Raw genomic sequence first — 25753 nt, 5'->3', positions numbered from 1 at the left:
TTTACTAATCATGCATTTTATTAAAACGACAAACCCTGTAACATCACCACCACATAAAATGTTTTTTTTGAAAACATAAAAAATTAAAACGCGCAGTCTTAAATCACTTTCTAAGTAGTTTGTCTCATTCAAACAGCAATCGTCCTAAAACTTTCTAAATTAAATTAACTCCTAATTCTTTAAGTTGTGTATCGTCAATTTTGCTTGGCGCATCAATCATCACATCCCTACCAGAATTATTTTTGGGGAAAGCAATAAAATCGCGAATGCTATCGACCCCGCCAAGCAATGAACATAGGCGGTCGAGGCCAAAGGCAATACCGCCATGGGGTGGAGCGCCAAATTCAAACGCATTCATTAAAAAACCAAACTGATACTGCGCCTGCTCATCGCTAAAGCCGAGTATGTTTAACATTTGCCGCTGCAATTCCTTATCGAAAATGCGAATACTACCGCCTCCTACTTCTACTCCGTTTATTACCATGTCATAGGCATCCGCCTTTACAGCACCGGGGTTAGTAGCAAGCAATGGAATATCGTTTGGCTTGGGCGAAGTAAAAGGGTGATGCATGGCATGATAGCGTTTGCCATCTTCGTCCCATTCGAGCAATGGAAAATCAACTACCCACAGTGGCTTGAAAACATTTTTATCGCGTAACCCTAAACGGTTGCCCATTTCTAAACGCAACTCGCACAATGCTTTGCGCATCTTGTGCATGTTTCCAGCCATTATCAGAATAAGGTCGCCTGCCTGTGCGTTGCACAGGGCAGCAATATCTTTTAGCGAAGGCTCATCATAAAATTTATCTACCGAACTTTTTACGGTACCATCCATATTACATCGAACGTATATCATCCCCGTTGCACCAATTTGCGGACGCTTAACAAAATCGGTTAACTCATCCATTTGCTTGCGTGTATATTCGCTGCAACCTTTTGCTACGATAGCACCTATCCACTCGGCATCGTCAAAAACTTTAAAGTTTTTGCCTGCTACCGGTTCGGCATAAAAATTTCGCTTGTATTTTTCAATTCTACAAAAGGCATATCGAAACGTATATCGGGTTTGTCGCTACCATATAGTTTCATGGCGGTGTCAAACGTTATGCGCGGAAGGGTTCCCAGCTCCACTCCTTTTATATTTTTGAAAATAGTTTTTGTAAGGCCTTCAAATGTTTGCAAAATATCTTCCTGTGTTATGAAACTCATTTCGCAATCTATCTGAGTAAATTCCGGTTGACGGTCGGCACGGAGGTCCTCATCGCGAAAGCATTTTACAATTTGAAAATATTTATCGAAACCACTCACCATGAGCAGTTGCTTAAACGTTTGTGGCGATTGTGGCAAGGCATAAAACTCTCCCTGATTCATACGTGAGGGCACCACAAAATCGCGAGCCCCTTCGGGTGTCGATTTTATAAGCACTGGTGTTTCTACTTCAATAAATCCTTGTTCATCCAGATACTTGCGTGTTTCCTGATACAACTGATGACGCAACATCAGGTTGTTGCGCACCACACTCCTTCGTAAGTCGAGATAACGGTATTTCATTCGTAGGTCATCGCCACCATCGGTATCATCTTCAATAGTGAATGGGGGCAACTTGGCTACATTCAAAATTTTAAAATCGTTGACTTCAATTTCTATTTCGCCAGTTGGTATTTTCAGGTTCTTGCTGCTACGCTCAATGACCTTGCCTGTAACCTGCACCACATACTCACGGCCAAGGGCACGTGCACGCTCGCATAGCGAAGCGTTGGTTTCCATGTTAAAAGCAAGTTGGGTAATGCCGTAGCGGTCGCGTAGGTCTATAAAGGTCATGCCTCCAAGTTCGCGTGAGCGCTGCACCCAGCCACATAAAGTAACCTCACGGCCAACATCCGACATTTTTAATTCTCCATTGGAATGTGTACGCATCATATCTGTTTCAAAGTGTTCTTTCAAAAAATAATTTTGAAAGAGAATAAGAATAATTTTTTTTCGATTGCCAAAAGCAATTGAGGCGCGAAGGTAGAAAAAAAGTAGAAGGCGAAAATGTAAAAAGCAAAAGCGAATATCAATTCGCAAAAGACGCTATATAAAGGGAATATATAGAAGCTGCTGCCCAAAGCACAAGCTTGTTTGGTTTTAAATATTTTAAATTGTTTCTATCACTTTTATGGCCTTTTGAGGCCAGCATTTTGCAGGTAATTTAGTCAAGAAAAAGGGTTGCCTTTTCAACTATCAAGTTTTTACATTAGAAGCATTGTGCCATTCCTTGCTAAACGAAAAACCCCATTCGTTTTTATTAAAAACTTTTTATTCTATTGGTTAAACAATATTTTTACCTGAATTATAAATCAATCATCATCATGAAAAAACTAGCATTAACTTTTCTTTATTATTTTGTAACTATTACCATATACGCACAAGGCGGCATATGGACATGGATAAGCGGAGATAGCTTACCAAATTCTGCAGGAGTTTTTGGCACTCAGGGTGTGCCATCTGTAATCAACCATCCACCTTCGGTATATGCACCGTGCTCGTGGAAAGACAGGCAAGGGAATTTTTGGACGTACGGTGGCACCTATTCAGCTTATTCCGACTTATGGAAATTTAATCCCGCCACACATGAATGGACATGGGTTAAAGGAAATGGATTGAAAAATCAACCATCGGTATACGGCACAAAAGGGATAGCTGATATAAACAACACTCCCGGAAAAAAAGATTATGGCTCGGCAACATGGGTTGACACTGCCGGCAACTTTTGGATAATGGGAGGAGGAATAGAAACAAGTGCCTTGTGGAAGTACGAAATCAATACCAACATGTGGACATGGGTTAGCGGCACCACAGTTATAAACTCAGGAGGGATATATGGAAATAAAGGCATGCCAAGTATGCTAAACACGCCCGGTGCCAGACGCAATGAAGCTGGTTCTACCTGGACCGATTCTTTAAATAACTTGTGGCTGTTTGGTGGCTTTGGTTTTGATGTTTCATCGTATGGATACCAAAATGATTTATGGAAATATAATATAACAACCAACGAATGGACTTGGATGAAAGGAGACTCTATAAAAGGAGCGCCATCGAGCTATGGCCTGCAAGGTATTGCTAACCCAACAAACGACCCCGGTGCCCGAACCACCTTCACCAGATTTTATGATACGGATGGGAACTTTTGGATTTTTGGCGGCTATTAGTATGGTGCAAAAAGCGATATATGGAAATATACACCGAGTTCAAATGAGTGGATATGGATGAGTGGCTCCACCGATGATGACTTGCCTGGCAACTATAATTCCAGTTGCAGTTTTGATAGTTTAAATTTGCCGGCATCTCGTTTCGAACAGCGTGCCGCTGTTACAGATTATTGCAACCGGTTTTGGATGTATGGAGGTTTTAGTGCTAATGCAGGTATGTTAAACGACCTTTGGGTTTTTGATTCGCAAATTCTGCAATGGTCATTACTTAGCGGATCAAGCGCAATTAACCAAAGCGGTAGTTATGGCGCCTTAGGTGTTGCTTCTCCTAACAATTTACCGCCAAGCAGGGCTGGGGCCGTGGCATGGTGGGGCAACGATAATAAGTATTACCTTTTTGGTGGTACCGAAAATAACTCTTTCACCTCCTTTAGCGATTTATGGATGTTTGACCCTGATACGAATTGCATTGCATTTGATTGCAGCCTTCCGGTGGTTGCAGGTTTCGCTGTTTCTGATTCTACCTTTTGCGAAAAACAATGCATTGATTTTACAGATATTTCTCAAAATAATCCAACCTCATGGCTATGGACATTTAGTGGTGCTTCACCTTCTGTTTCTACCAGTCAGCATCCTTCTAATATTTGCTACAATGCTTTCGGAAGTTTTGATGTTTCGTTAATTGCCTGCAATCTGTTTGGTTGTGATACAATAATACGAAGCAACTATATTACCTCTTATCCTACTCCGCTTGATAGTATTTGGTTTACTAACGATACTTTGTTTGCCTTACCTGCATACAGTTACCAATGGTACGAAGTAGGCGCAGGGCTTATTGCCAATGCAACACTAAATTATTATGTGCCATTAACTTTAGGTAATTATTATTGTATAACAATAGATTCGAATGGATGCGAATCGACAAGCAATGTCATATTTTATACAAGCTTTTTCGAAAATGAAAACAACCAAATTGCATCTGCAATTTGGCCTAATCCTGCTAATGACGTGCTATTTATTAATCCGGCATTGCTTACGTATAATAAGATCGTGTTTGAAATTTATGATATGAGTGCACGAATTATTAAGCATGAAATAATTCAGGGCTCACGTCCGATTAAAATTGACAACCTTGCAGCTAGCGTATATGGTTACCGTATCATGAGCAATTCTAACATAATTGCACAGGGAAGATTTGTCAAAAACTAATTGTAATAGTTATCCATTGTTTGAAAGAATCAACTCTTTCTGCTTCAAGAATTAGTTGAGAAATATCCAGATAATAAATTGTAAATACAAAATTACGACTTGCATAGCTAGGCCGCTACTTGCTAGTGGATCTGTGTTTTGCCCAATATCGTTTTCCATAACTGCAAAAAATTTCTTCACCTGCTTTAATATTCCGTTTTGCTATCAAGCATACTTTACCGTTTTCGTCTAAGGCGATTTTTGCATTGTTCTTAAACTTCGATTTAGCAAAGCCTTCGGCATCATTGGCATATTTTGCAAAGCAAGCAGTGTTCATAGAGTCCATTGTGCTGCCTTCCAACATCATGATAAAATATTTATCATTCCCGCTGTCTTCCCGCAGTTTAGCTTCTGCAAGCGACAATAGTTCGCCTTCGAACTTTGATATAACTTCGTCTTTGTAAATATTGATAACGGTAAACAATCCTTTGCCCGCATTTTTCAATTGCGAAATACTGCTATACAAATAATCACCTTCAGGTGCATCTATATCATCGTCATTTATTTTCAAGACTATATTTTTTTTGTGAAAAAGTTATTGAGAAGCACCATTCGTAAATTTTTTTTTATCTCTTGCTAATAGTTTTGTTTGACAACACTTGCACGATAGGTATGGTGTGCTTAGTGATAGCGCTACGTTATATTTTTTAAATCGAAATACCAATGATGGGGGCTTTTACTAATAAACTAAAATGGCTATAACTTCTACTGAAATAGTTTTCCAATCAGTAAAAACAAGCTAAAAACAACTCGATTTATTTCTGTTGTAAAAGCATTGATAACAGCTTTACAATTTAAATAAGATTTATACAAATCATTAATTAGTTGAAGCATGAATAGATTCTATCAAGATAGATGGCCATCCAATAGCTTATGCACTAAATCACAACATTTACAATTCTTCCCTGTACCAGAATAAATTTTTTTGGTGCCCCACCTTGAAGTAGCTCTTTCATTTTTTCATGCGAAAGCACTTCTTGCTCCACTTCCTGCTGATTCCAATTGAGAGGCATGTTCAGTTTAAACTTCACCTTTCCATTAATTGAAACAGGATATTCAAATGAATTTTCAACTAAATACTGCTCATCACATACAGGCCATGCAGCTTTAGTAACGGTAGGGGTATTACCTGTTCGCTCCCAAAGCTCTTCGGCTATGTGCGGAGCATAAGGCGAAATCAAAATAGCCAGTGTGGTTAACACGTGCCGGTTATTACATTTAATATCTGTAAGTTCATTTACGGTGATCATAAATGTGCTCACCGAAGTATTAAAGCTAAATCGTTCTATATCTTCAGTAATTTTTTTTATTGCACGATGCAAGATTTTTAACTCTGCGGGCGATGGAGCTATTTCTACTAATTGCTGTGTGTTATAGAGCCTCCACAGCTTCCTTAAAAATCCAGAAACTCCGGTTATGCCATTGGTGTTCCAGGGTTTACTTTGTTCCAGTGGGCCCAAAAACATCTCGTACATACGAAGACAATCGGCCCCAAACTTATCACAAACATCATCGGGATTAACTACATTGTTCCAACGCTTACTCATTTTTTCTACTTCGTGTCCACATAGGTATATACCATCAGGTGCAGGGGTCTTATCTTTTTCAAGAATGAACTCAGCAGCCGCAAAATCGTCCCGCCATTTTTTAAATAGCTCAATGTCAAGCACCGAATTTTCGACCATGTTCACGTCTACACGCAAAGCAGTAGTTTCATACTGATCTCGCAAGTTGAACGAAACAAATTTATTAGTACCAACAATTCGATACACGATGGCTGATGTACCCTGTATCATTCCCTGATTGATAAGTTTTTTGGCGGGCTCCTGAAAATTGATATACCCCATATCGAATAAAAACTTAGTCCAAAAACGCACATAGAGCAGATGGCCGGTGGCATGTTCCGAGCCTCCGAAGTATAAATCAACCTGCTGCCAATAGTCGGCTATGTCCTTGTCAACAAAGGCTGTCTTGTTATGCGGATCCATATAGCGCAGGTAATACCAGCTGCTACCTGCCCATCCGGGCATGGTAGTAGTTTCATAGGCAAAGGTGCCCTCGTCATTTTTATAATTCCAGTTGGCAGCGCGTGCTAAGGGAGGCTCTCCGGTTTCGGTAGGGAGATATTTATCTACCTGAGGCAGTATCAATGGAAGGTTGTTAATGGTAAGTGTATATGGAGTATTATCTTTATAATATACAGGTATTGGTTCGCCCCAATAGCGTTGCCTGCCAAATATGGCATCGCGAAGACGATAATTTATTTTTTGTTTCCCAATGTTACTCGCCTCCACTTTGTTTATGCCTTTTTCAATTGCTTCTAACACATGCAGCCCATTCATAAAGTCGCTATTAATACAAACACCTTGCTTGTCTTCATACGCTTCGGTTAATGTGCCATCTTTCATCACCATTTTTTCTCCCCCGTCAATCACCATTTTAATTGGAAGGTTAAATTGTGTAGCAAAAGCAAAATCGCGGCTATCATGCGCAGGTACTGCCATTACGGCCCCTGTACCATATCCGCTTAATACATAATCTCCAATCCACACAGGTATTTTTTCCTTTGTAAAAGGGTGCAACACATAAGCACCTGTAAATGCGCCAGTAACTTTTTTTACTTCGGCCATACGCTCACGCTCGGTGCGGTTTTTAGCAAAATCAATATAGGTTTCTACTTCTTCCTTACATGCTGCGGTGGTTATCATTGGCACCAGTTCATGTTCAGGTGCAAGTGTAATAAAGCTAACTCCAAAAACAGTATCGATACGTGTAGTAAATACTTCAATTTTTTCAGCACTGTTTTCTAATTCGAAAAACAAACTGCAACCACTGCTTTTACCTATCCAGTTACGTTGAGCTTCTTTCAAGCTATCGCTCCAGTCTATGGTATGAAGGTCTTGTAACAAGCGCTCGCTATAGGCAGTAATGCGCAAACTCCATTGCCACATTAATTTACGTTCTACTGCATGTCCACCTCGTTCGCTTACTCCATCCTTAACTTCATCATTAGCAAGCACGGTGCCCAATGCCGGGCACCAATTAACATAGGTTTCGCTTAGATACGCCAAGCGGAAATGCATAAGAACAGCTTGCTTTTTTTCATCTGCAAAACTTTTCCATTGATGAGCCGTAAACGATTCGAGTGTTGTTTCAATATCTCCGGTAAGCACATTGCTTGTGCATTCAAATCCACTGGTTTCGAAAATGTGAATGAGCGTAGCTATGGGCTCTGCTTTGTTAACTATAGGGCTATACCATGAATCAAACAGTTGCAGAAATATCCATTGCGTCCATTTATAATAATCGGGGTTGCTGGTGCGTATCTCACGACTCCAGTCATAAGAGAAACCAATTTTCTCTAACTGTTCGCGATAACGGTTAATATTTTTTTCGGTCGTTACAGCAGGGTCCTGACCGGTTTCTATGGCATATTGCTCAGCCGGCAATCCAAAAGAATCATATCCCATTGGATGCAACACATTAAAACCACAATGGCGCTTGTAGCGCGCCACGATATCGCTTGCTATATATCCCAGTGGATGGCCTACATGCAAACCCGCCCCGGAGGGATACGGAAACATATCAAGTACATAATACTTTGGCTTGTTGGTCTTTCCTTTTTCGGGGTTATCTGTTTTATACGTGTGATTTTGCTGCCAGTACAGTTGCCACTTCTTCTCGGTTTCCTTAAAATTATATTCCATTGCCTAAAAAAAATCAAAGCGCGAATGTACGCTAAATTGCAATTTAATCGGGCGTCAGCATTCTTATGTTTACAGAAGATCGAGGCCGCATTGCCGGCTAGCAGACTATTTAATAGCTTGCTACAACATTTAAACCATGCAACTGCAATGTAGAATTTGCCCTACCTAAAATTAATGGTTTTTATTCGTTTAAAAATAGTTTTTGTAACTTTACACTCCGTTTTTCTAAACACTTATTTAAAAATGAAAAAATTTACGCTTCGAGCCGTATGGGCTTTAGTATTGGTTGCTGGCATATTCCAGATAGGCCATGCACAATTAACAGGTACTTATACCATTGGTGGATCAGCACCAAATTATGCCACCTTCACAGCTGCTGTGCAAGACTTGACTTCGCAGGGGGTAAGTGGTGCAGTGGTATTTAATGTTCGCGATGGCAGCTATGCCGAACAAATTAGTATTGGTAATATTACAGGAGCTTCTGCTGCCAACACCATTACCTTCACCTCTGAAAACAGTGATAGCACGCTGGTTACCCTGACACACACCTCAGGCGGAGCGTTTAATTTAAACCACACGGTTGAGTTAAATAATGCGCATTATGTTTCATTTACCGAAATGACCATTAAGCGCACCGGAGTTGCTAGCAATGGCGTGGTAATTTCAATATTTGGTGGTAGCAGCGATTGCAGTTTTTCGAACTGCGTGCTTGCTTCCGATAACACAACCAGCTTGTCAATCAACGAAGCTATTGTGAATTCTCCAAATACGAATGGTGCGGATTTTAACCTTCATTTTGCTAACAATAATTTTTCAAATGGCAGTTACGGGTTATACCTATTTGGCCCAGCGGCATCATTAGAAACTGGATTAATGGTTTCAAACAACCTTTTCAATAATCAGCAAAACACTTCAATTCAGGCGTATTATAACCAGGCAGCAACTATAGCAGGCAATAAATTTTCGACTACCTCAACCGGATTTGGAGCAGCCATTAATCTTTCGTTTTGCGGAGGAAATATACTTGTAGAGAAAAACAAGATTGAAAACATTACTCAAGGAAATGGCGTGCAGATAGGATCTTGCACTGCCACCGCAGGTAACGAAATAAAAATGTACAATAATTTCATTTCGGTAAATGGCAATAACAATCTGCAATCCTATGGTATTAACATTAGTAGCAGTTCAAACATCCAGGTGTATAACAACAATATCAATATGCCATCAACTGCTGCCGTAGCCAACAACAGCGCCATCAAAGTAACCGGTTCGGGTATCAGCGGCTTAAGCATTAAGTTTAATATGGTGGTTGCACCAACGGGGTATGTAGTTAATTCTGCGCTAGGCGCAATAACCGAAATGGACTTTAACGTACTATATCATCCGGGAAATTTTGGGTTTGGATTATATGATGGGTTAACTGTTAATACATTAAATGCCTGGAAATCCACTACCAGCCTTGATGCCAACTCACTTTCTGCCGACCCACAATTTACTTCCGTTTCTGATTTACATGTGGCAAATTTCAATTTAAATAATCTTGCTAAGCCTGTTGCCGGAATTACTACTGATATTGATAATGAACAACGCGATCCCGTATTTCCGGATATTGGTGCCGATGAATTTAGTGCTCCCGGCTTTGATGTAGGAGTAAAAACATTTAGCTCTCCATTTGATTCAGGTTGTGGCGCAGTAGATCAGGTAATTGGCGTGGTGTTGACTAATTATGCTTTCGATGCACAAACTAATTTTAATGTTCAGGTAAATGTTACCGGTATGGGCACCGCTAATATAACACAACTATTTGTTGATACCTTGTTGCCTAATGACAATGATACGATGTACGTTTCAACCGGAATAAATACCTCTGCCGGTGGATCTATTAATGTTACTGCTTATACGTTGCTCAATGGGGATAATGATATGTCTAACGATAGCAGCACAGCATCGTTTGTTTTAATAGCAATACCTGCGCCTCCTACTGCCAATCCAACTACAGCAGTTTGTAAGGGCGATAGTGCCACAGTAAGTGTGACTGCATTGCAAAATCACTCGGTGGCCTGGTATTCATCACCATCTAACCCAAAGCCTTTAGGCATTGGCAACCCTTTTAAGGTGCTTGTGGATGGTACCGATACGGTTTGGGCTACGCAGTTTGAAGGCACCGGCATCAATTCAAAATGCCTGCGAATTTCTAAAATTGAATTAGGCGATCAGCCTTATGACTTTATTGAAATTCAAAACGTAACAGGGCAGCAATTAGATGCTACCGGATGGGTAGTGGCTGCAAGTAATAGTTACACCGATGTTAACTTGATTAATACAACCTATTGGAACCTAGGCGTTTTTCAACCCAACGAAATTCAGTTTAAAACCGATAACGCAAATACCAATTACTGGGGAACAAATTTATTGTTCAACCCCGGCAGCGCAAGTTGGGCAATGATATTGGACAATAACGGTCAAATTGTTGATTTTGTAGTTTGGGATTATCCGGCTGCAACTATCCAAACCTTAAATACGAATATTAATGGATTTCAGGTTACGCTAGGCAGCGAATGGATTGGCGATGGTTTTGCCTCTGGCGCTTGTGCAACACACTTTGGCCGACAAGGCAACAGTGATAATAATGATGCAAATGATTGGGTATGTGTAACAGACGATGCCGGTATTCAATATTCAGGATTAATAACTCCTTTTCCTGGTTGTGGCATTGGTTGTCAGAGCGATTGGGTGCCCGTGTATGTACCCGCCCTTAACCCTGTTAACCTAAATCTGGGTAACGACACCACCATAGTATGGCCAAATACCCTGCAAATTTGTGCTCAAAGTGCAGCGACTTATATCTGGAATAATGGCGCTACAACCCAATGTATTACTGTTTCTACTTCGGGGCAATACACCTGTGTAGTAACCAATACCCAAGGATGCAGCGAAACTGATACCATCGTAGTTTCTGTTATAAGTGGCATCAGCGACCCACAATTACCATTGGTAACCAAAATATATCCTCAACCTACATCAGGTATGTTGAATATAGATATGGCCAAGCTAACAGGAAACACCACTTTGCGTTTATATAACAGCCTTGGAGCAATTGTGTTTACTAATAATTACAATGCAGCTCATGCCGACAAAACCATACAGGTAGATGTGGCAAACATGCGCGCAGGCTGGTATAATCTGCAAATTGCTGACGATACCAGAATCATGAATTTCCCTGTTTTGATTAAATAATAAATAATCGAGCAAAACATAGCGCCTGCAAACTGAGTTTGCAGGCGTTTTTTTGTTTTTTATCAGCGGTCAGACTCAACTTAACTCCCCAAAAAAATCTATTTTTGCCGGCCTTTGTTAAAAACATAGCAAATATGTCAGCATATACGTGTTGGCTTGCTTGTTGAGAACAAAGAAGTTTTTAATCGAATAAATTAATTGCCGCATGCTCGATATACTAAATAAGACATTAGGAAAAATTTTTGGAACCAAAGCCGAAAAAGACCTTAAAGAACTAAACCCAATTGTGGCACAAACAAATGCTGCCTGGGAAGGAATAAAAAATCTAAGCAATGATGCTTTAAGAAATAAGACAGCAGAATTTAAAGCACGTATATCTGAACACCTGGAAGATATTAATGCCAAGCTTGCCGAACTGCTAGAGCAAACAGCCAACGAAGACGCCCTTGATGCCTCTGAAAAAGACCGTCTTTTTAAAGAAATAGATGAACTAAAAAAGCAACGAAATCAGCAGATTGAAGAAGTATTACAAGTCATTATGCCGGAGGCCTTTGCAGTAGTAAAAGACACAGCACGCAGGTTTAAAGAAAATACAGAGATAATCGTAACAGCATCGGAACTCGACCGCGACCTTGCGGTAACACGTCCTCACATTAAAATACAAGGAGATCAGGCAACTTATTCAAATAATTGGATAGCGGCAGGCAACGTGGTATCATGGGATATGGTACACTACGATGTGCAGTTGATAGGTGGAGCTGTGCTGCACAAAGGCAAAATTGCAGAGATGGCAACCGGAGAAGGAAAAACACTTGTAGCCACCTTGCCGGTATACTTAAATGCCCTTGCCGGGCGCGGGGTGCATATAGTAACCGTTAACGACTATCTGGCCAAGCGCGATAGCGAATGGAATGGTACTTTATTCGAGTTTTTGGGATTAACCGTTGATTGCATCGACAAGCATCAGCCCAACTCGGAATCGAGACGCAAAGCATATATGGCCGACATCACTTATGGTACCAACAACGAATTTGGTTTTGACTACCTGCGCGATAATATGGCACATTCGCCAGAAGATATTGTACAACGTGAACATCACTATGCCATCGTGGATGAGGTGGATAGTGTATTGATTGATGATGCACGTACACCATTGATTATTTCGGGACCAACTGCAAGACGCACCGAACAGGAATTTGTGCAACTAAAGCCACGGGTAGAGCAATTGATGAATGCCCAAAAATCATACATTAATACGTGCCTTGCCGATGCGCGAAAAAAATTCACCGAGAATAACGAGAAGGAAGCCGGTATGCCATTGCTACGATCGTATCGCGGGTTGCCAAAGAATAAATCTTTAATAAAATTTTTGAGCGAAGAAGGTGCACGGGTACTGTTACAAAAACTGAAAACCATTACATGCAAGATCAAAGCAAGGAAATGCATAAGGTGGATGCCGAATTATATTTTGTAATTGATGAAAAGCATAACTCGGTAGAACTAACCGAAAAAGGAATAGAACTGATAAGTAAAAATACGGAGAAAGACTTTTTCATTATGCCCGATGTTGGTGGTGCCATGGCCGAAATAGAACGTAGTCAGCAGACAACCGAAGAGAAGATGGCTTTGAAAAGTGACCTGATGCGCGACTTCTCTATTAAGTCAGAACGTATACACTCATTGCAACAACTAATAAAAGCATACACTCTATTTGAACGGGATGTAGAATACATTATCAGCGAAGATGGAAAAATAAAAATTGTAGATGAACAAACAGGGCGTGTGCTTGACGGAAGAAGATACAGCGATGGTTTGCATCAGGCAATCGAAACTAAGGAAAATGTAAAAGTAGAAGACCCTACCCAAACCTATGCAACCATTACCTTACAAAATTATTTCCGCATGTATCATAAACTTGCCGGCATGACGGGTACTGCAGAAACAGAAGCAGGCGAGTTTTGGAAAATTTACAAATTGGATGTAGTGAGTATTCCAACCAATAAAAAAATATCACGTAGCGACCACGAAGATTTTGTATACAAAACCACGCGCGAAAAGTACAATGCCGTAATTGATGAAATAGTAAAACTTACCGAAGCGGGAAGACCTGTTCTTGTTGGAACCACATCGGTAGAAATTAGCGAGTTGCTAAGTCGCATGCTTAACCTTCGCAAGCTGAAGCATAATGTACTGAATGCAAAACTGCATCAACGCGAAGCGGAAATTGTAGCAGAGGCAGGTCGTGCAGGTACGGTTACTATTGCCACCAATATGGCTGGTCGTGGTACCGATATTAAATTAGGCCCCGGAGTTCGTGAATCGGGAGGACTTGCCATCATTGGTACCGAGCGACATGAAAGCAGGCGTGTTGACAGACAGTTGCGAGGACGAAGCGGACGACAAGGCGACCCCGGAAGCTCACAGTTTTTTGTGTCGTTAGAAGATAATCTAATGCGCCTGTTTGGTAGCGAACGCATTGCTGGACTAATGGACCGTATGGGTTTTAAAGAAGGCGAAGTGATTCAACACAGTATGATATCCAAGTCTATTGAGCGGGCACAAACCAAAGTAGAAGAAAATAATTTTGGCATCCGTAAGCGCTTGCTAGAGTACGATGATGTGATGAACAATCAGCGTAATGCCATCTACACTAAGCGCAGACATGCCTTGTATGGCGATCGCCTGTCGCTCGATATTTCGAACATGCAGTTTGAGCTTTGCGAAAGTCTTGTAAAGCAACATCAGGAAGCAAACACCTTCGAAGAATTCACGATGGATTTGATTCGCTTTTTTGCACTTGAATGTCCCTTTACCGAAAATGACTTTGCCAAAACTAAAGAAGAAGAACTTACCGATAAGTTGTATGATATAGTGCAGCAAGCATACAAAGCCAAATCGAAACTTATGGCCGAACGCGCTTTTCCGGTAGTAAGCGATGTTTATATCAATCAAGGTCAGCAGTACATCAATATCATCATCCCATTTAGCGATGGAACACGCAGTATGAATGTGATGGTAAACTTAAAGAAAGCATATGATACACAGGGCATGGAAGTGATTCATAGTTTTGAGCGTAATGTTACTTTGGCCATGATAGACGAAGCATGGAAAGAGCATTTGCGCGAAATGGACGATCTTAAACAAAGTGTACAGGGGGCGGTTTACGAACAAAAAGATCCCTTACTGATTTATAAGCTCGAGTCTTTTAATTTGTTTTCGCAAATGCTGGGAGCAGTAAATAAAGATATCATGTCGTTCTTGTTTAAAGGTGTTATACCCATTCAGGATTCGAGTCAGGTAAAAGAGGCTCGTGCACCACAACGTACTGATATGAGTAAATTGCAGGCCTCGCATGCCGATGTAAATCAGCAGGTAAGCACTACCAATCAGCGTGACCCACAGCAAGGCGCGCCCGAAGGGCCGCGCCCCAAAGCGCAACCGGTGCGTGCCGAACAACGGGTAGGACGCAACGACCCTTGCCCTTGTGGCAGTGGCAAAAAATACAAAGCTTGCCACGGTATGATGGAAGAATAATTTTTTTTGCAGTCATAAAATTTATTTATTCAGAAATACCACTACTAACGTATACAATGGTAGTTAACAATTCGTACTAAGCACCTAATGCGAAAGCTGATTTAGGTGTTCGAAAAAATCGGGATACGACTTATTGGTAGCATCTGCATTTTCAATAATAGTGACTTCGCGGCAACTTAAAGCAGCTATGGCACATGCCATAGCAATACGGTGGTCGTTATGCGAATTTACCGTAGCACCTTTTGTTTTTTCGCCTTTAATAATCATGGTATTATCTTGCAACAATATTTCGATGCCCATTTTGCCAAACTCACTTTGTAACGTAGCAGCGCGGTTGCTCTCCTTATTATACAATCTGTTAACTCCTGTAATATATGATGTTCCTTTGCAATAAGCTGCAAGTGCCACAAGTGGAGGAAACAAATCGGGACTATCTGTTGCATCAAATGAAAATGGATTCAATTCATTTTTCTCTATAACGATTCTATCTACATAACATTCAACCTTTGCTCCTGCCATTTTTAATACCTCCAAAATTTTGATATCGGCTTGTGCCGAATTAATATTCAGATTTTTCAAAATCAACTGCCCCGAAATGGCTGCTCCTACTGCAAAAAATGATGCATTACTCCAGTCGCCTTCTACGGCATAAACCGGAAGGTCAAGTAATTTATCAGGAAGTGAATTATCAAAATAAAACCGTTCATAATTTTCATTATGCGGAAGCTTCAATCCAAATTTCTGCATCACCTCCAACGTTAAAGCCATATATGGCTTGCTCACTGCACTATTTACCAGCAAGGTGGCATCGGTTACATTGCCGGCAGCAAATGCAAACAACAATCCGCTAACGAATTGCGAACCATGACTTCCGTCCACCTCCATCGCCTTAGGATGCCACTGCTTACTGATGCAAAATGGCAAATTGAAATTGGTACTGCTTATTTCTGCTCCTGCCTGTTGCAGCGCTTGAAGCATAAACTGATGATTTCTTTTTTTCAAACTCCCCTCTCCATCTATGGAACATTGCCCAACCAAAGAGGCCAATATGGGAGTAAACATTCGCAGGCTAAGACCCGATTCGCCACAAGTTACAAAAATGTGTTGTTGCTTAATTTGCGATGTATCTATATGTAAACCATCCGTTCTTTTATCTATGATAGCGCCACATTCCCTAAGGAGGATTAATGCTGCCATTTCATCGTTACTACTTCCGGCATTTACTACGATGCTTTTGCCGCGAATACATAAAGCAGCCGCCAGGGCCCGCTGGGTGCAGCTTTTAGCAGCAGGAGCCGTATAACATCCGTGCATTATTTTTTTTCCTATTATGATTGCCTGTTCACTCATTCGTTTGATTTATGCGGGCGGTAGGGCGAAATTAAATTATTACCTCATATAATTTTGGCAAAGTGCCAATTGCTTCATGCGTAACGTTTCCACTTCTGATAAAAAGAAACATAAAATATTTGGCTAAAATTCATTTTAGATAGTGATAAACAACAATATTTGCACCCTGTTTTTGCCTTGAAATGTATGAAGGACGTACCTCAACAAAACCTTATCAAGCGTCCTTAGGATTCATCGTAAATTGAAATCGTAAATAGCTATTACCTAAGTGGTAAAAGTTTTAACCATCGTATAGGGTGGTAGTTACTTTGCATCTCACTAACTAGTGGAAGCAAATTGAAAAGTATTTTGTATAATGCACTAATAAATTTTTTAAAATGGAAAATGTAAATGACACTAACCTTCCGGAGGAAGGAGCAAACGTAACGACAGAACAAGTTACAGAGACGACCGATGCCACGGCAGCCGGCACGTCAACCGAGGTAGCAGAAACCTCAACAACAGAACCAACTGCGCAACCCGAGCCTCTAGCAGAAGTTATAGCTACAGAGGCAGAGGCGCCATCTGAAGTGGTGGCACAAGAAAGTGTTGCAGAAATTGCAGCGCAACAACCCGAGCCAATAGCAGCTGAGATAGCTGCAGAGGCCGAGGCGCCAGCCGAAGTGGTGGCACCAGAACATGTTGCAGAAATTGCGGCACTACAACCCGAGGCAGCGGCAGAGCCAACCAAAGCTCATGAAGCCGAAGACGCCATCCTGGATGCGGCACAAGCCGAACTTGTTCCTCATGAGCACGAAGAGGAAGTTCAGGAACCAATAGAAAATTACGCTGAGTTTACCAAAGAGCAGTTGCTCGAATCGATGCACAAGGCAGTACACGAAGGCGATGTAATGGCCGTTCGTAACAAAGTATTTGCTATGCGCGATGCCTTTAGCCACATGGCAAGTATGGAACGAAATGCTGCTATGGCAAAGTTTATTGAAGAGGGCGGCAATAAGGATGACTTCCACTATAATGATGATGAAACCACCAATAAGTTTTACGCACTCTTTGAGGGCTATAAGAAAAAAAGAGGCGAGCATCTGGATGCTATCGAAAAGCAAAAGCTGGACAATCTAAAGGCAAAAAATGATATACTGACCGAATTAAAAAGACTCATTCAAAATGAGGATAATATGGCGAAAGCCTACGAAGGATTCAACGACCTGCAAGGTAAGTGGCGCAGTATAGGCCCGGTGCCCAGCGCAAACTATCGCGACCTTCAGTTAACATACAAATTATACATCGATCGGTTTTATGAGTTTGTAAAAATCAATAAAGACTTACAACAACTTGATCAAAAGAAAAATCTGGTACTAAAAATAAATCTTTGCGAAAAGGCAGAAGAGCTCATGCTTGAGCCTAATATGAACAAAGCTGTACGTACCATTCAAGACCTGATAGGTCAGTGGAAAGACATAGGTCAGGTAACACGCGAAGCAAAGAATGAGGTATGGGACCGTTTTAAAGCGGCTATAGACAAAGTGTATGAGCGCAGGCGCGAATACGATGATAGTATGAAATCATCTTACGAAGCTAACCTGTTGGCAAAAATTGAACTGTGTGAAAAAGCAGATGCTATATGCAGCGCTATCCATGATAAGCACAACCTATGGCAGGAAGTACAACATCAAGTAGTTGAACTGCAAACTATATGGAAAACCATTGGACCTGCTTCGCGAAAAGAAAACGATGATGTTTGGGCACGTTTCAAAGGGGTGTGTGATAACTTTTTTAAGAACAAGAATGAGTTTTATACGCTTCGCAAAAAAGAACTTGCCGGCAACCTTCAATTGAAAACCGAGCTTTGCATACAAGCAGAAGCGCTTAAAGACAACAATGACTGGCGTGGCACTACGCAAGAGTTGGTAAGGTTGCAGGACGAATGGAAAAAAATAGGACCGGTACCTGAAAAAAGCTCTCAAAAAGTATGGGCGCGTTTTAAGGCTGCGTGTGACGAGTTCTTTAATCGCAAGAAAGATTATTTCTCGAATATTGATAACGAGCAGGATGATAATTATAAAAAGAAGTTGGAGTTGGTAGAGGCCATTGAGAAGTTTGAAATGAGTGGAGAAAATGTTGAGGTACTTGATCAGCTAAAAGCTTTTCAGCGCACATGGATGGAGATTGGCCTGGTTCCCTTTTCGAAAAAGGATGAATTACAAAAGCGCTATAAAACTGCTATCGACAAATTGTATGATAACCTGCGAATAGATGAGCGAGAGAAACGCAGCTTTAGAGCCACCCAAACCAACTATGCAGCCGGACAGGCAATGCGTGGTGGTGGGCGCGATCAGCGCGGAGGCAGCAATAGCGGCCACAGTGGAGGCAGCCCCGAAAGGTCATCGTTGAGCAGTAAAATTGCCGCGCTTACAAGTGAAGTAACCGTATGGCAAAACAACATTGGTTTCTTTAGTAAAAGCAAAAATGCTGATACCATTCGTCAGGAATTTGAAACCAAAATAAATCAGGCGAAAAAAGAAATTGAAGAACTGCGTGCCAAAATGAATGCAAAGAGAGAAGAGAAAGCGCAATAATTAATTTTTAAAAATCAACAAATAGAAAGGGATTGCTACAGCGATCCCTTTTTTAATTTATAACATGTTTAGTTAAGTGCTATATACGTACTTAGGGCAGCAAGCAGCAAAGTGATGGGAGTAAAAATTATTTTCTCCCATTTGTTTTTAGAAAACAAATTATCAATTGTATTAAGTGCGAACATCCACGCAAAGCATACAAATAAGATGGTATAACCACGCTCTGCAACTGGAAGCGCCAACCAACCGGCTTTGCCTGTACATACCACCGCAATAAAAACATTTACTAAAATCGAAACAGAAACCATGCGATACATTTGAGACGCAGAAGTCAACCTGCCTCCCCAAACTATATGGAAGGGAATAACCCGCATCAACACTAACACTTGAAACACAAGCGTAAGAAAATTTAATACCATCGTCAGAAACAAAGCTTCTTTCATACTGTTAAAAATTCTGTTTAAAATTAAATAAATTATCATGACACTCTGTTTTTAAATACCGAATTCATTTAGAAAAACCACTTTTCGGCATCGTACCAAAACGAATTAGTAAATGCCATAAAATTGTTTTTTCGAACTATTGAAAACAGAAACCTTAACATCGATATTATTCACAGGCCAAAGAAAGCCGACAAGTTGCCCAATGTGCTGAGCAAAGATGAGGTGAAAGCAATATTGGAAGCACCACCAATATGAAACACAAAATAATGCTCACGCTCATATATGCATGTGGATTGCGTTGTGGTGAATTGCTCAACTTACTGCCCCAACATATCGATTCGAAACGAAATATTATTTTGATTCAAAATGCCAAAGGAAAAAAGATAGAATTGTGCCGCTCAGTCCTAAAATTTTAATACTGCTACGCGAATATTTCAATATGTACAAACCTGTAACCTATTTATTTGAAGGCCAAATAACCGGAACTAAATATGATGCACGCAGGTTGCAACAAGTATTAAAACAATCCTTAGTGAAAGCAAATATATCTAAACCCGTTACATTGCATTGGCTGCGCCATAGTTTTGCTACACACTTGCTCGAAGGTGGCACCGACCTACGTTATATGCAAGAACTACTAGGCCATAGCAGCAGCAGAACCACAGAAATATATACACATGTAAGTACCAAATCGATACAAAATACTATTTCTCCCTTCGATAAATTATGATAGAAAAACATTACTATTGCCATATGAATAAACACAAAAGTAGCGCATATCCGCAGAATAGTGTTGTATATGCGCTACGATGTAGCGGGTATGCGTTAGCGGTCATTGTAAACGACACCGTAGAAAATAGAAATCTTAAACAAAAATAGAAATGGACAAAAAAAGCATTGGACAAAAAATTCTTTATTTCCCACTAACTAAAATAATCATTGGACTTATTGTCTGTGGTGTAATTGTTAGCGTAGGACAATTATTAGTAGGTAAACTGTTAAACTTAACGGAATTAGATAAGGATATAAAAAACTTAATAAATGGAATAGTGGTTGCAATTCTTGCATTAGTTTCGTATGTAACATTATATAAATTTTACGAAAAAAGAGAAATTAAAGAATTGTCAAAAAATGGACTTTTCAAAAGTTTGACAATAGGAATTATTTTAGGTGTTTTACTACAATCATTGACAATACTTGTTATTTATTTAAAAGGTGGTTATTCAATTGTTTCAATAAACCCAATTCTTTTTTTAGTCCCACCATTTGCAATGGCTTTTACTTCTGCAATTTTCGAAGAAATTTTAATGAGAGGTATAGTATTTAGAATAACAGAAGAGAAATTAGGAAGTTATTTTGCATTATTTATATCCGCAATTTTATTTGGAGCAATGCACCTTGGAAACCCTAATAGTTCATTAACAGCTGCACTTGGACTTGCAATACAAGCAGGACTTTTATTAGCATCTGCCTATATTTATTCCAGAAATTTATGGTTTCCAATTGCAATTCACTTTGCTTGGAATTTTACACAATCTGCAATATTCGGAGCAAATGTTTCCGGTAATTCAATTTCAAAAACATTAATTACTTCTAAAATAGAAGGAGCAGAATGGTTTACAGGTGGACAATTTGGACCAGAAGGTTCAATTCAAGCAACAGTTTTTTGTTTCATTGTGACAATAATTCTATTGATTTTGAGCCATAAAGAAGGAAAAATAATAGCACCATATTGGAAAGGAAAATCATAACTAAAAAAACAACGAACCGCTAACATGGGTTTGGCAAAAGTGGGGCTGAAGTGCTAAATTGAACATTTGTACTTTCTATTAGCTTTTGTGCTAAATTTGAACTTTGGTACTTTTTAATCCCCACCTTCGCCAAGCCCAAAAACGTTAGCTGCAAGCCATTCTGACGATTTTCAGACTTCTACAAACTATTTTCCGCAAAAAGCATGGACAGACAAAATGCCAACCTTCGCGCAAATTAAAAGAGCTGCAAGCCGACACACAAGCCAACGCTTTTGCAGCACATTTAATTTTGCCCAACCGCACCCAAGCCCACCCACCACCCTAAAAGCGGACAATGGACAACTTAACGGCAACTTTTGACAATAACCTAATCGTAAATTGTACCTTAGCAACCTAAAAAATAAAGACAAACTTAATGAGTGAAGATTATAAAAGAGTATTAGAACAGCAACTTTGGAATATAGCCAATACGCTTAGAGGCAAAATGAATGCGGACGAATTTCGTGACTACATTTTGGGTTTCATTTTCTATAAATACCTAAGTGAGAAAATGAACATTTTCGCTGATGAAATATTGAAACAAGACAATGTAAAATTTCGAGACATAACACCAAAAACCGAGAACGGAAAAGAATTTATTGAAGCCATTAAAGAAGAAGCCTTGGAAAAATTGGGCTACTTTTTAAGACCTGAAGAACTCTTCACTGAAGTTGCCAAACGTGGCAAAGGCGACAATGAAGATGATATTGACAAATTTGACGAAACAAAAACCAAGTTCATTTTAGAGGACTTACAAAAAATCCTAATCAATATCCAGTTGAGTACTATGGGTACTGACAGCGAAGAAGATTATGAAAATCTCTTTGAGGATATGGATTTGAACAGTTCAAAATTGGGCAAAACACCCGAAGCACGAAATGCAATAATTGCAAAGGTGCTAACGCACCTTGACAAAATTGATTTCAAATTAAATGACATTAAAGAAGTTGATGTTTTAGGTGATGCTTACGAATACCTCATTGGACAGTTTGCTAGTGGTGCAGGTAAAAAAGCAGGTGAATTTTATACACCGCAGGAAGTAAGTAAAGTATTGGCAAAAATTGTAACCACAGGAAAAACAAAACTAAAATCGGTTTACGACCCAACTTGTGGTTCGGGTTCTTTGTTGCTTCGTGTGGCAAGAGAGGTGGAAGATGTAAGTAATTTTTACGGACAAGAAATGAACCGTACAACTTACAACCTTGCCCGAATGAATATGATTTTGCACGGTGTGCATTACCGCAATTTGATATTAAGCATGACGATACACTTGAACACCCACAGCATATTGATAAACAATTTGAAGCCATTGTTGCCAATCCGCCATTTTCGGCTCAATGGAGTGCCAACCCATTATTTACAAGTGATGACCGTTTTAGCCAATACGGACGACTTGCACCAAGTAGCAAAGCAGACTTTGCTTTTGTGCAACATATGATTTACCATTTGGCAGACAATGGAACAATGGCAATTGTATTGCCTCACGGTGCTTTGTTTAGAGGTGGTGCGGAACAACACATACGCAGGTACTTGATAGATAATAAGAATTTTTTAGATGCTGTAATCGGGTTACCTACGAACATATTTTATGGAACAAGTATACCAACCTGTATATTGGTTTTTAAGAAGTGCAGAGAAAATCCAGAAGATATTTTATTCATAGATGCCAGTAATTCATTTAATAGAATCAAAACGCAAAATATTTTAAGAGAATCTGATATTGAGAAAATTTCTAATACATATTCTTTAAGATTGGAAGAAGAAAAATACAGCAAAAAAATTAGTTTGAAGACTATTGAAGCACGAGGTTTTAACTTAAACATCCTTAATTATATTGATAATTCTGATGTAATTGAGAATGTAGATTTAGTAGCTGTCACTAAAAATTTATCAATTACAAAAGAAAAATCACAAGCAAATGATTTAATAATTAAAACAAATTGCGAAGAGTTGGAAATACCATTCCCAGACGGAAACAATTTATTACTCTTAAAAAAATTTAAAAAAGGGGGTAATGCAAAAAATATTTAACCAAGAGATATCATTTAAAAGCACTTTGGGTAATGACTACCCTATTTGGGAAACTAAAAATTTAGGCGAAGTTGCAAATTTTCGGAGAGGTAGTTTTCCACAACCATATGGATTGCCTGAGTGGTATGATGATGTGAACGGGTTTCCTTTTATACAAGTATTTGATGTAGATGATAATATGCTTTTAAAGGAAACTACAAAAATAAAATCAGTCTTTTGGCTGCTGAACAAAGCGTTTTTGTAGAAAATGGTACTTTGGTTATTACAAAACAAGGTTCAATTGGCAGAATTGCAAAACTCAATATGATGCTTATATAGATAGAACATTACTAATATTTCAATCTTACAAGATTCCAATAAATATCGACTATTTCAAGTATGTCGTTTTTTTACTATTTGAAATAGAAAAGACAAAAGCACCTGGAGGAATAATTAAAACGATTACAAAGGAGGTACTTACTGATTTTGAAATTCAAATACCTTGCTTAGAGGAGCAAAATAAGATAGCAACCTTCTTAACAGCTATTGATGAAAAAATTTATTTAGTTGAATATTAGATTATGTTTAATAAGTAGTCAATCTTTTACTCTTCATAAAATTGAAACAGACTAAAAACATATTAAAGCAATTAGAAACTCAATATTTAAATATAGAGTATTACCACACAATTGTAGAAAAAATAGAGGAGAATGTCCTTTCAAATCCTGACATAGCAATTGAAAGTTGTAAATCATTATTTGAAGGTTTGGGAAAGTTTATTATTCTAAACATTGATAAAAGTCTAAATTTTAACGTAGTAGATAATTTTAAATACAAAAGAGCAATTTCTAAAGCGGTAGAACTATTAGAAACAAGAGACCCTGAATTTGAATCTGACTTTTCAAAGAAGCTTTTAGATGTTTTGGATTTAATAGGAAATATTAGAAATGATAGAGGTGATATTTCACACGGAAGATTAGCACTAAAACCAGAAACAAGTGATAACCACTTTTCAAATTTTGTTATGGTATTGACTGATTCCTTTGCTTCCTATTTGCTAATTTCTTTTCTAGAATGTCTGTTCCAAAAGAATTGGCATACGAGGACAACACTGAGTTTAATAAATGGCTCGACAACGAAAATCCAATGGGTAATTTAAGTTATAGCAAGGCTTTGTTTGACCAAGACCAAGTAGCTTATGAAGAGGAACTAGAAAACTATTTAGAAGATGAAGAAACAATAACAATAGATGTCTAGACAGTCGGAACAAATATTAGAAGAACAACTCATTGCCCAGTTACAAAAATTGGGTTACGGCTATATTGTAATCAATAGTGAAAAAGATATATTGCTTAACCTAAAAGGGCAATTAGAAAAGCATAATCAATCATCACTTGCTAAAACAGGCAATACACAATTTACCCAAACAGAGTTTGAGAAGATTTTAAACTTGTTAAGCAAAGGCTCTGTTTTTGAGAAATCAAAAATGCTTCGTCAAAAGCAACACTTAGTTCGGGATAATGGCGACAATTTGTATTTTGAATTTCTGAATACAGAACATTGGTGTCAAAATCAATATCAAGTAACCAACCAAGTAAGCCAAGAAGGAAAATTCAAAAACCGATATGATGTAACCATTCTTATAAACGGTTTGCCTTTGGTGCAAATAGAATTGAAACGCAGAGGTTTAGAACTCAAAGAAGCATTCAATCAAATCAACCGTTATCAAAGACATTCGTTTGGTGCTAATTCGGCTTTGTTTCAGTACGTACAAATTTTCATAATCAGCAATTTATTAAATACAAAGTATTACGCCAACAACCGAAACCAAAGTTTCAAACAAACTTTCTATTGGACAGATGTTGAGAACAAAAGGCTTTCCAATATCTTAAATGGTTTTACCGATACTTTTTTAGAGCCTTGCCATTTGAGCAAAATGATATGCAAGTACATTGTGCTAAACGAAGCCTATAAAATCCCGATGGTGCTTCGTCCATATCAGTTTTACGCAGTTGAAGCCTTAATAGAAAGAGTAAAAAACTCGACCAAAAACGGATATATTTGGCATACCACAGGTTCGGGCAAAACCTTGACTTCATTTAAAGCCAGTCAGATTTTAATGAATCTGCCACAAGTAAAAAAAGTGGTGTTTGTGGTGGACAGAAAAGATTTGGATTACCAAACCAACAAAGAGTTCAACAGTTTTAGCAAAGGCTGTATTGACGGCACAGACAATACGCAAAACTTAGTAAAGCAGTTTACAGGAACATACGTTGACAAAAAAGGAGAAGCCAAAAACTCAAAACTGATTGTTACCACCATTCAAAAACTAAACACAGCCATTAGCAAATTGAAGTATGAGGCAAAAATGGCTGAATTGAAAGACAAGCGTATCATTTTCATTTTTGACGAGTGCCACCGAAGCCAATTTGGAGATACACACAAACGAATAAAAGAGTTTTTCAATAATGCTCAGTTATTTGGCTTTACAGGCACACCAATTTTTAAAGATAATGCCGCCAAAAACGAATTAGGCAAACGAACTACCAAAGATTTGTTTGAAGACTGTTTGCATAAATATGTAATTACAGATGCAATCAAAGATGAAAACGTGTTAAAGTTTGCTGTTGAATATGTTGGCAGATACAAGCACAAAGACGGACGAGA

Annotated in this window: 13 protein-coding genes and 4 pseudogenes; 12 read left to right on the top strand and 5 right to left on the bottom strand. The window is 39.1% G+C overall.

The window, feature by feature from the left end:
• Positions 1–154: 154 nt before the first annotated feature.
• Positions 155–1920, bottom strand: a pseudogene (gene aspS, locus IPO27_03375) (aspartate--tRNA ligase).
• A 431-nt stretch (positions 1921–2351) separates the two neighbouring features.
• Here aspS and IPO27_03370 point away from each other — a divergent pair.
• Both IPO27_03370 and IPO27_03365 read left to right on the top strand, forming a co-directional pair.
• Positions 2352–3191 (top strand): hypothetical protein, encoded by an 840-nt coding sequence (locus IPO27_03370; protein MBK8845638.1) that lies wholly within the window; start codon positions 2352–2354, stop codon positions 3189–3191.
• A 57-nt stretch (positions 3192–3248) separates the two neighbouring features.
• The gene (locus IPO27_03365) at positions 3249–4400 is read left to right on the top strand and encodes a T9SS type A sorting domain-containing protein (GenBank protein MBK8845637.1); all 1152 of its coding nucleotides are present in this window, start codon (positions 3249–3251) and stop codon (positions 4398–4400) included.
• A 115-nt stretch (positions 4401–4515) separates the two neighbouring features.
• On the opposite strand, the gene IPO27_03360 is transcribed toward IPO27_03365, so the two are convergent.
• Both IPO27_03360 and IPO27_03355 read right to left on the bottom strand, forming a co-directional pair.
• A complete protein-coding gene (locus IPO27_03360) occupies positions 4516–4863 on the bottom strand; it encodes an SET domain-containing protein-lysine N-methyltransferase (protein ID MBK8845636.1) in 348 nt (115 codons plus the stop codon).
• Positions 4864–5317: 454 nt separating this feature from the next.
• Positions 5318–8146: a leucine--tRNA ligase gene (locus tag IPO27_03355; GenBank protein MBK8845635.1), complete on the bottom strand. Its 2829-nt coding sequence runs from the start codon at positions 8144–8146 to the stop codon at positions 5318–5320.
• Between the two features lie 243 nt (positions 8147–8389).
• On the opposite strand from IPO27_03355, the gene IPO27_03350 reads away from it, so the two are divergent.
• From IPO27_03350 to IPO27_03340, 3 genes are all read left to right on the top strand, one after another.
• Complete coding sequence (locus tag IPO27_03350) at positions 8390–11383, top strand: hypothetical protein (protein ID MBK8845634.1); 2994 nt, start codon at positions 8390–8392, stop codon at positions 11381–11383.
• Between the two features lie 205 nt (positions 11384–11588).
• A complete protein-coding gene (locus IPO27_03345; GenBank protein ID MBK8845633.1) occupies positions 11589–12857 on the top strand; it encodes a hypothetical protein in 1269 nt (422 codons plus the stop codon).
• The gene (locus tag IPO27_03340; GenBank protein MBK8845632.1) at positions 12803–14917 is read left to right on the top strand and encodes an SEC-C domain-containing protein; all 2115 of its coding nucleotides are present in this window, start codon (positions 12803–12805) and stop codon (positions 14915–14917) included. The genes IPO27_03345 and IPO27_03340 overlap by 55 nt, the downstream gene beginning before the upstream one ends.
• An 84-nt stretch (positions 14918–15001) precedes the next feature.
• On the opposite strand, the gene aroA is transcribed toward IPO27_03340, so the two are convergent.
• Complete coding sequence (gene aroA / locus IPO27_03335; protein ID MBK8845631.1) at positions 15002–16231, bottom strand: 3-phosphoshikimate 1-carboxyvinyltransferase; 1230 nt, start codon at positions 16229–16231, stop codon at positions 15002–15004.
• Between the two features lie 413 nt (positions 16232–16644).
• On the opposite strand from aroA, the gene IPO27_03330 reads away from it, so the two are divergent.
• Positions 16645–18843, top strand: a complete 2199-nt coding sequence (locus IPO27_03330; protein ID MBK8845630.1) for a DUF349 domain-containing protein — start codon at positions 16645–16647, stop codon at positions 18841–18843.
• Between the two features lie 68 nt (positions 18844–18911).
• Here the strand turns inward: IPO27_03330 and IPO27_03325 are convergent, their stop codons facing one another.
• On the bottom strand, positions 18912–19325 hold the full coding sequence (locus IPO27_03325) for a hypothetical protein (GenBank protein ID MBK8845629.1): 414 nt from the start codon (positions 19323–19325) through the stop codon (positions 18912–18914).
• A 78-nt stretch (positions 19326–19403) separates the two neighbouring features.
• Between IPO27_03325 and IPO27_03320 the strand changes: the two are divergent.
• From IPO27_03320 to IPO27_03295, 6 genes and pseudogenes are all read left to right on the top strand, one after another.
• Positions 19404–20016, top strand: a pseudogene (locus tag IPO27_03320) (tyrosine-type recombinase/integrase).
• A gap of 151 nt (positions 20017–20167) precedes the next feature.
• Positions 20168–21037, top strand: coding sequence for a CPBP family intramembrane metalloprotease (locus tag IPO27_03315; GenBank protein ID MBK8845628.1), 870 nt, complete (start codon positions 20168–20170; stop codon positions 21035–21037).
• Positions 21038–21452: 415 nt separating this feature from the next.
• Positions 21453–23107, top strand: a pseudogene (locus IPO27_03310) (type I restriction-modification system subunit M).
• Positions 23091–23664, top strand: a pseudogene (locus tag IPO27_03305) (restriction endonuclease subunit S). Before IPO27_03310 ends, IPO27_03305 begins: the two co-directional pseudogenes overlap by 17 nt.
• Before the next feature lie 41 nt (positions 23665–23705).
• On the top strand, positions 23706–24245 hold the full coding sequence (locus IPO27_03300) for an abortive infection family protein (GenBank protein MBK8845627.1): 540 nt from the start codon (positions 23706–23708) through the stop codon (positions 24243–24245).
• A gap of 90 nt (positions 24246–24335) precedes the next feature.
• Positions 24336–25753 (top strand): type I restriction endonuclease subunit R (locus IPO27_03295; GenBank protein MBK8845626.1); only part of this gene is annotated, 1418 nt, incomplete at its 3' end.

The sequence above is a fragment of the Bacteroidota bacterium genome (assembly GCA_016714535.1).
Classification (GTDB): domain Bacteria; phylum Bacteroidota; class Bacteroidia; order AKYH767-A; family OLB10; genus JADKFV01.
The sequence above is the reverse complement of the archived record's forward strand: the minus strand, read 5'-3'. Positions and strand labels throughout refer to the sequence as shown.

What these genes read in the sequence shown, in the direction of transcription:
- IPO27_03345 (MBK8845633.1), top strand. Translation starts at nt 11,589, where the DNA reads ATGCTCGATATACTAAATAAGACATTAGGAAAAATTTTTGGAACCAAA.
- IPO27_03330 (MBK8845630.1), top strand. Translation starts at nt 16,645, where the DNA reads ATGGAAAATGTAAATGACACTAACCTTCCGGAGGAAGGAGCAAACGTA.
- IPO27_03370 (MBK8845638.1), top strand. Translation starts at nt 2,352, where the DNA reads ATGAAAAAACTAGCATTAACTTTTCTTTATTATTTTGTAACTATTACC.
- IPO27_03350 (MBK8845634.1), top strand. Translation starts at nt 8,390, where the DNA reads ATGAAAAAATTTACGCTTCGAGCCGTATGGGCTTTAGTATTGGTTGCT.
- IPO27_03355 (MBK8845635.1), bottom strand. Translation starts at nt 8,146, where the DNA reads ATGGAATATAATTTTAAGGAAACCGAGAAGAAGTGGCAACTGTACTGG.
- aroA (MBK8845631.1), bottom strand. Translation starts at nt 16,231, where the DNA reads ATGCACGGATGTTATACGGCTCCTGCTGCTAAAAGCTGCACCCAGCGG.
- IPO27_03365 (MBK8845637.1), top strand. Translation starts at nt 3,249, where the DNA reads ATGAGTGGCTCCACCGATGATGACTTGCCTGGCAACTATAATTCCAGT.
- IPO27_03315 (MBK8845628.1), top strand. Translation starts at nt 20,168, where the DNA reads ATGGACAAAAAAAGCATTGGACAAAAAATTCTTTATTTCCCACTAACT.
- IPO27_03340 (MBK8845632.1), top strand. Translation starts at nt 12,803, where the DNA reads ATGCAAGATCAAAGCAAGGAAATGCATAAGGTGGATGCCGAATTATAT.
- IPO27_03325 (MBK8845629.1), bottom strand. Translation starts at nt 19,325, where the DNA reads ATGATAATTTATTTAATTTTAAACAGAATTTTTAACAGTATGAAAGAA.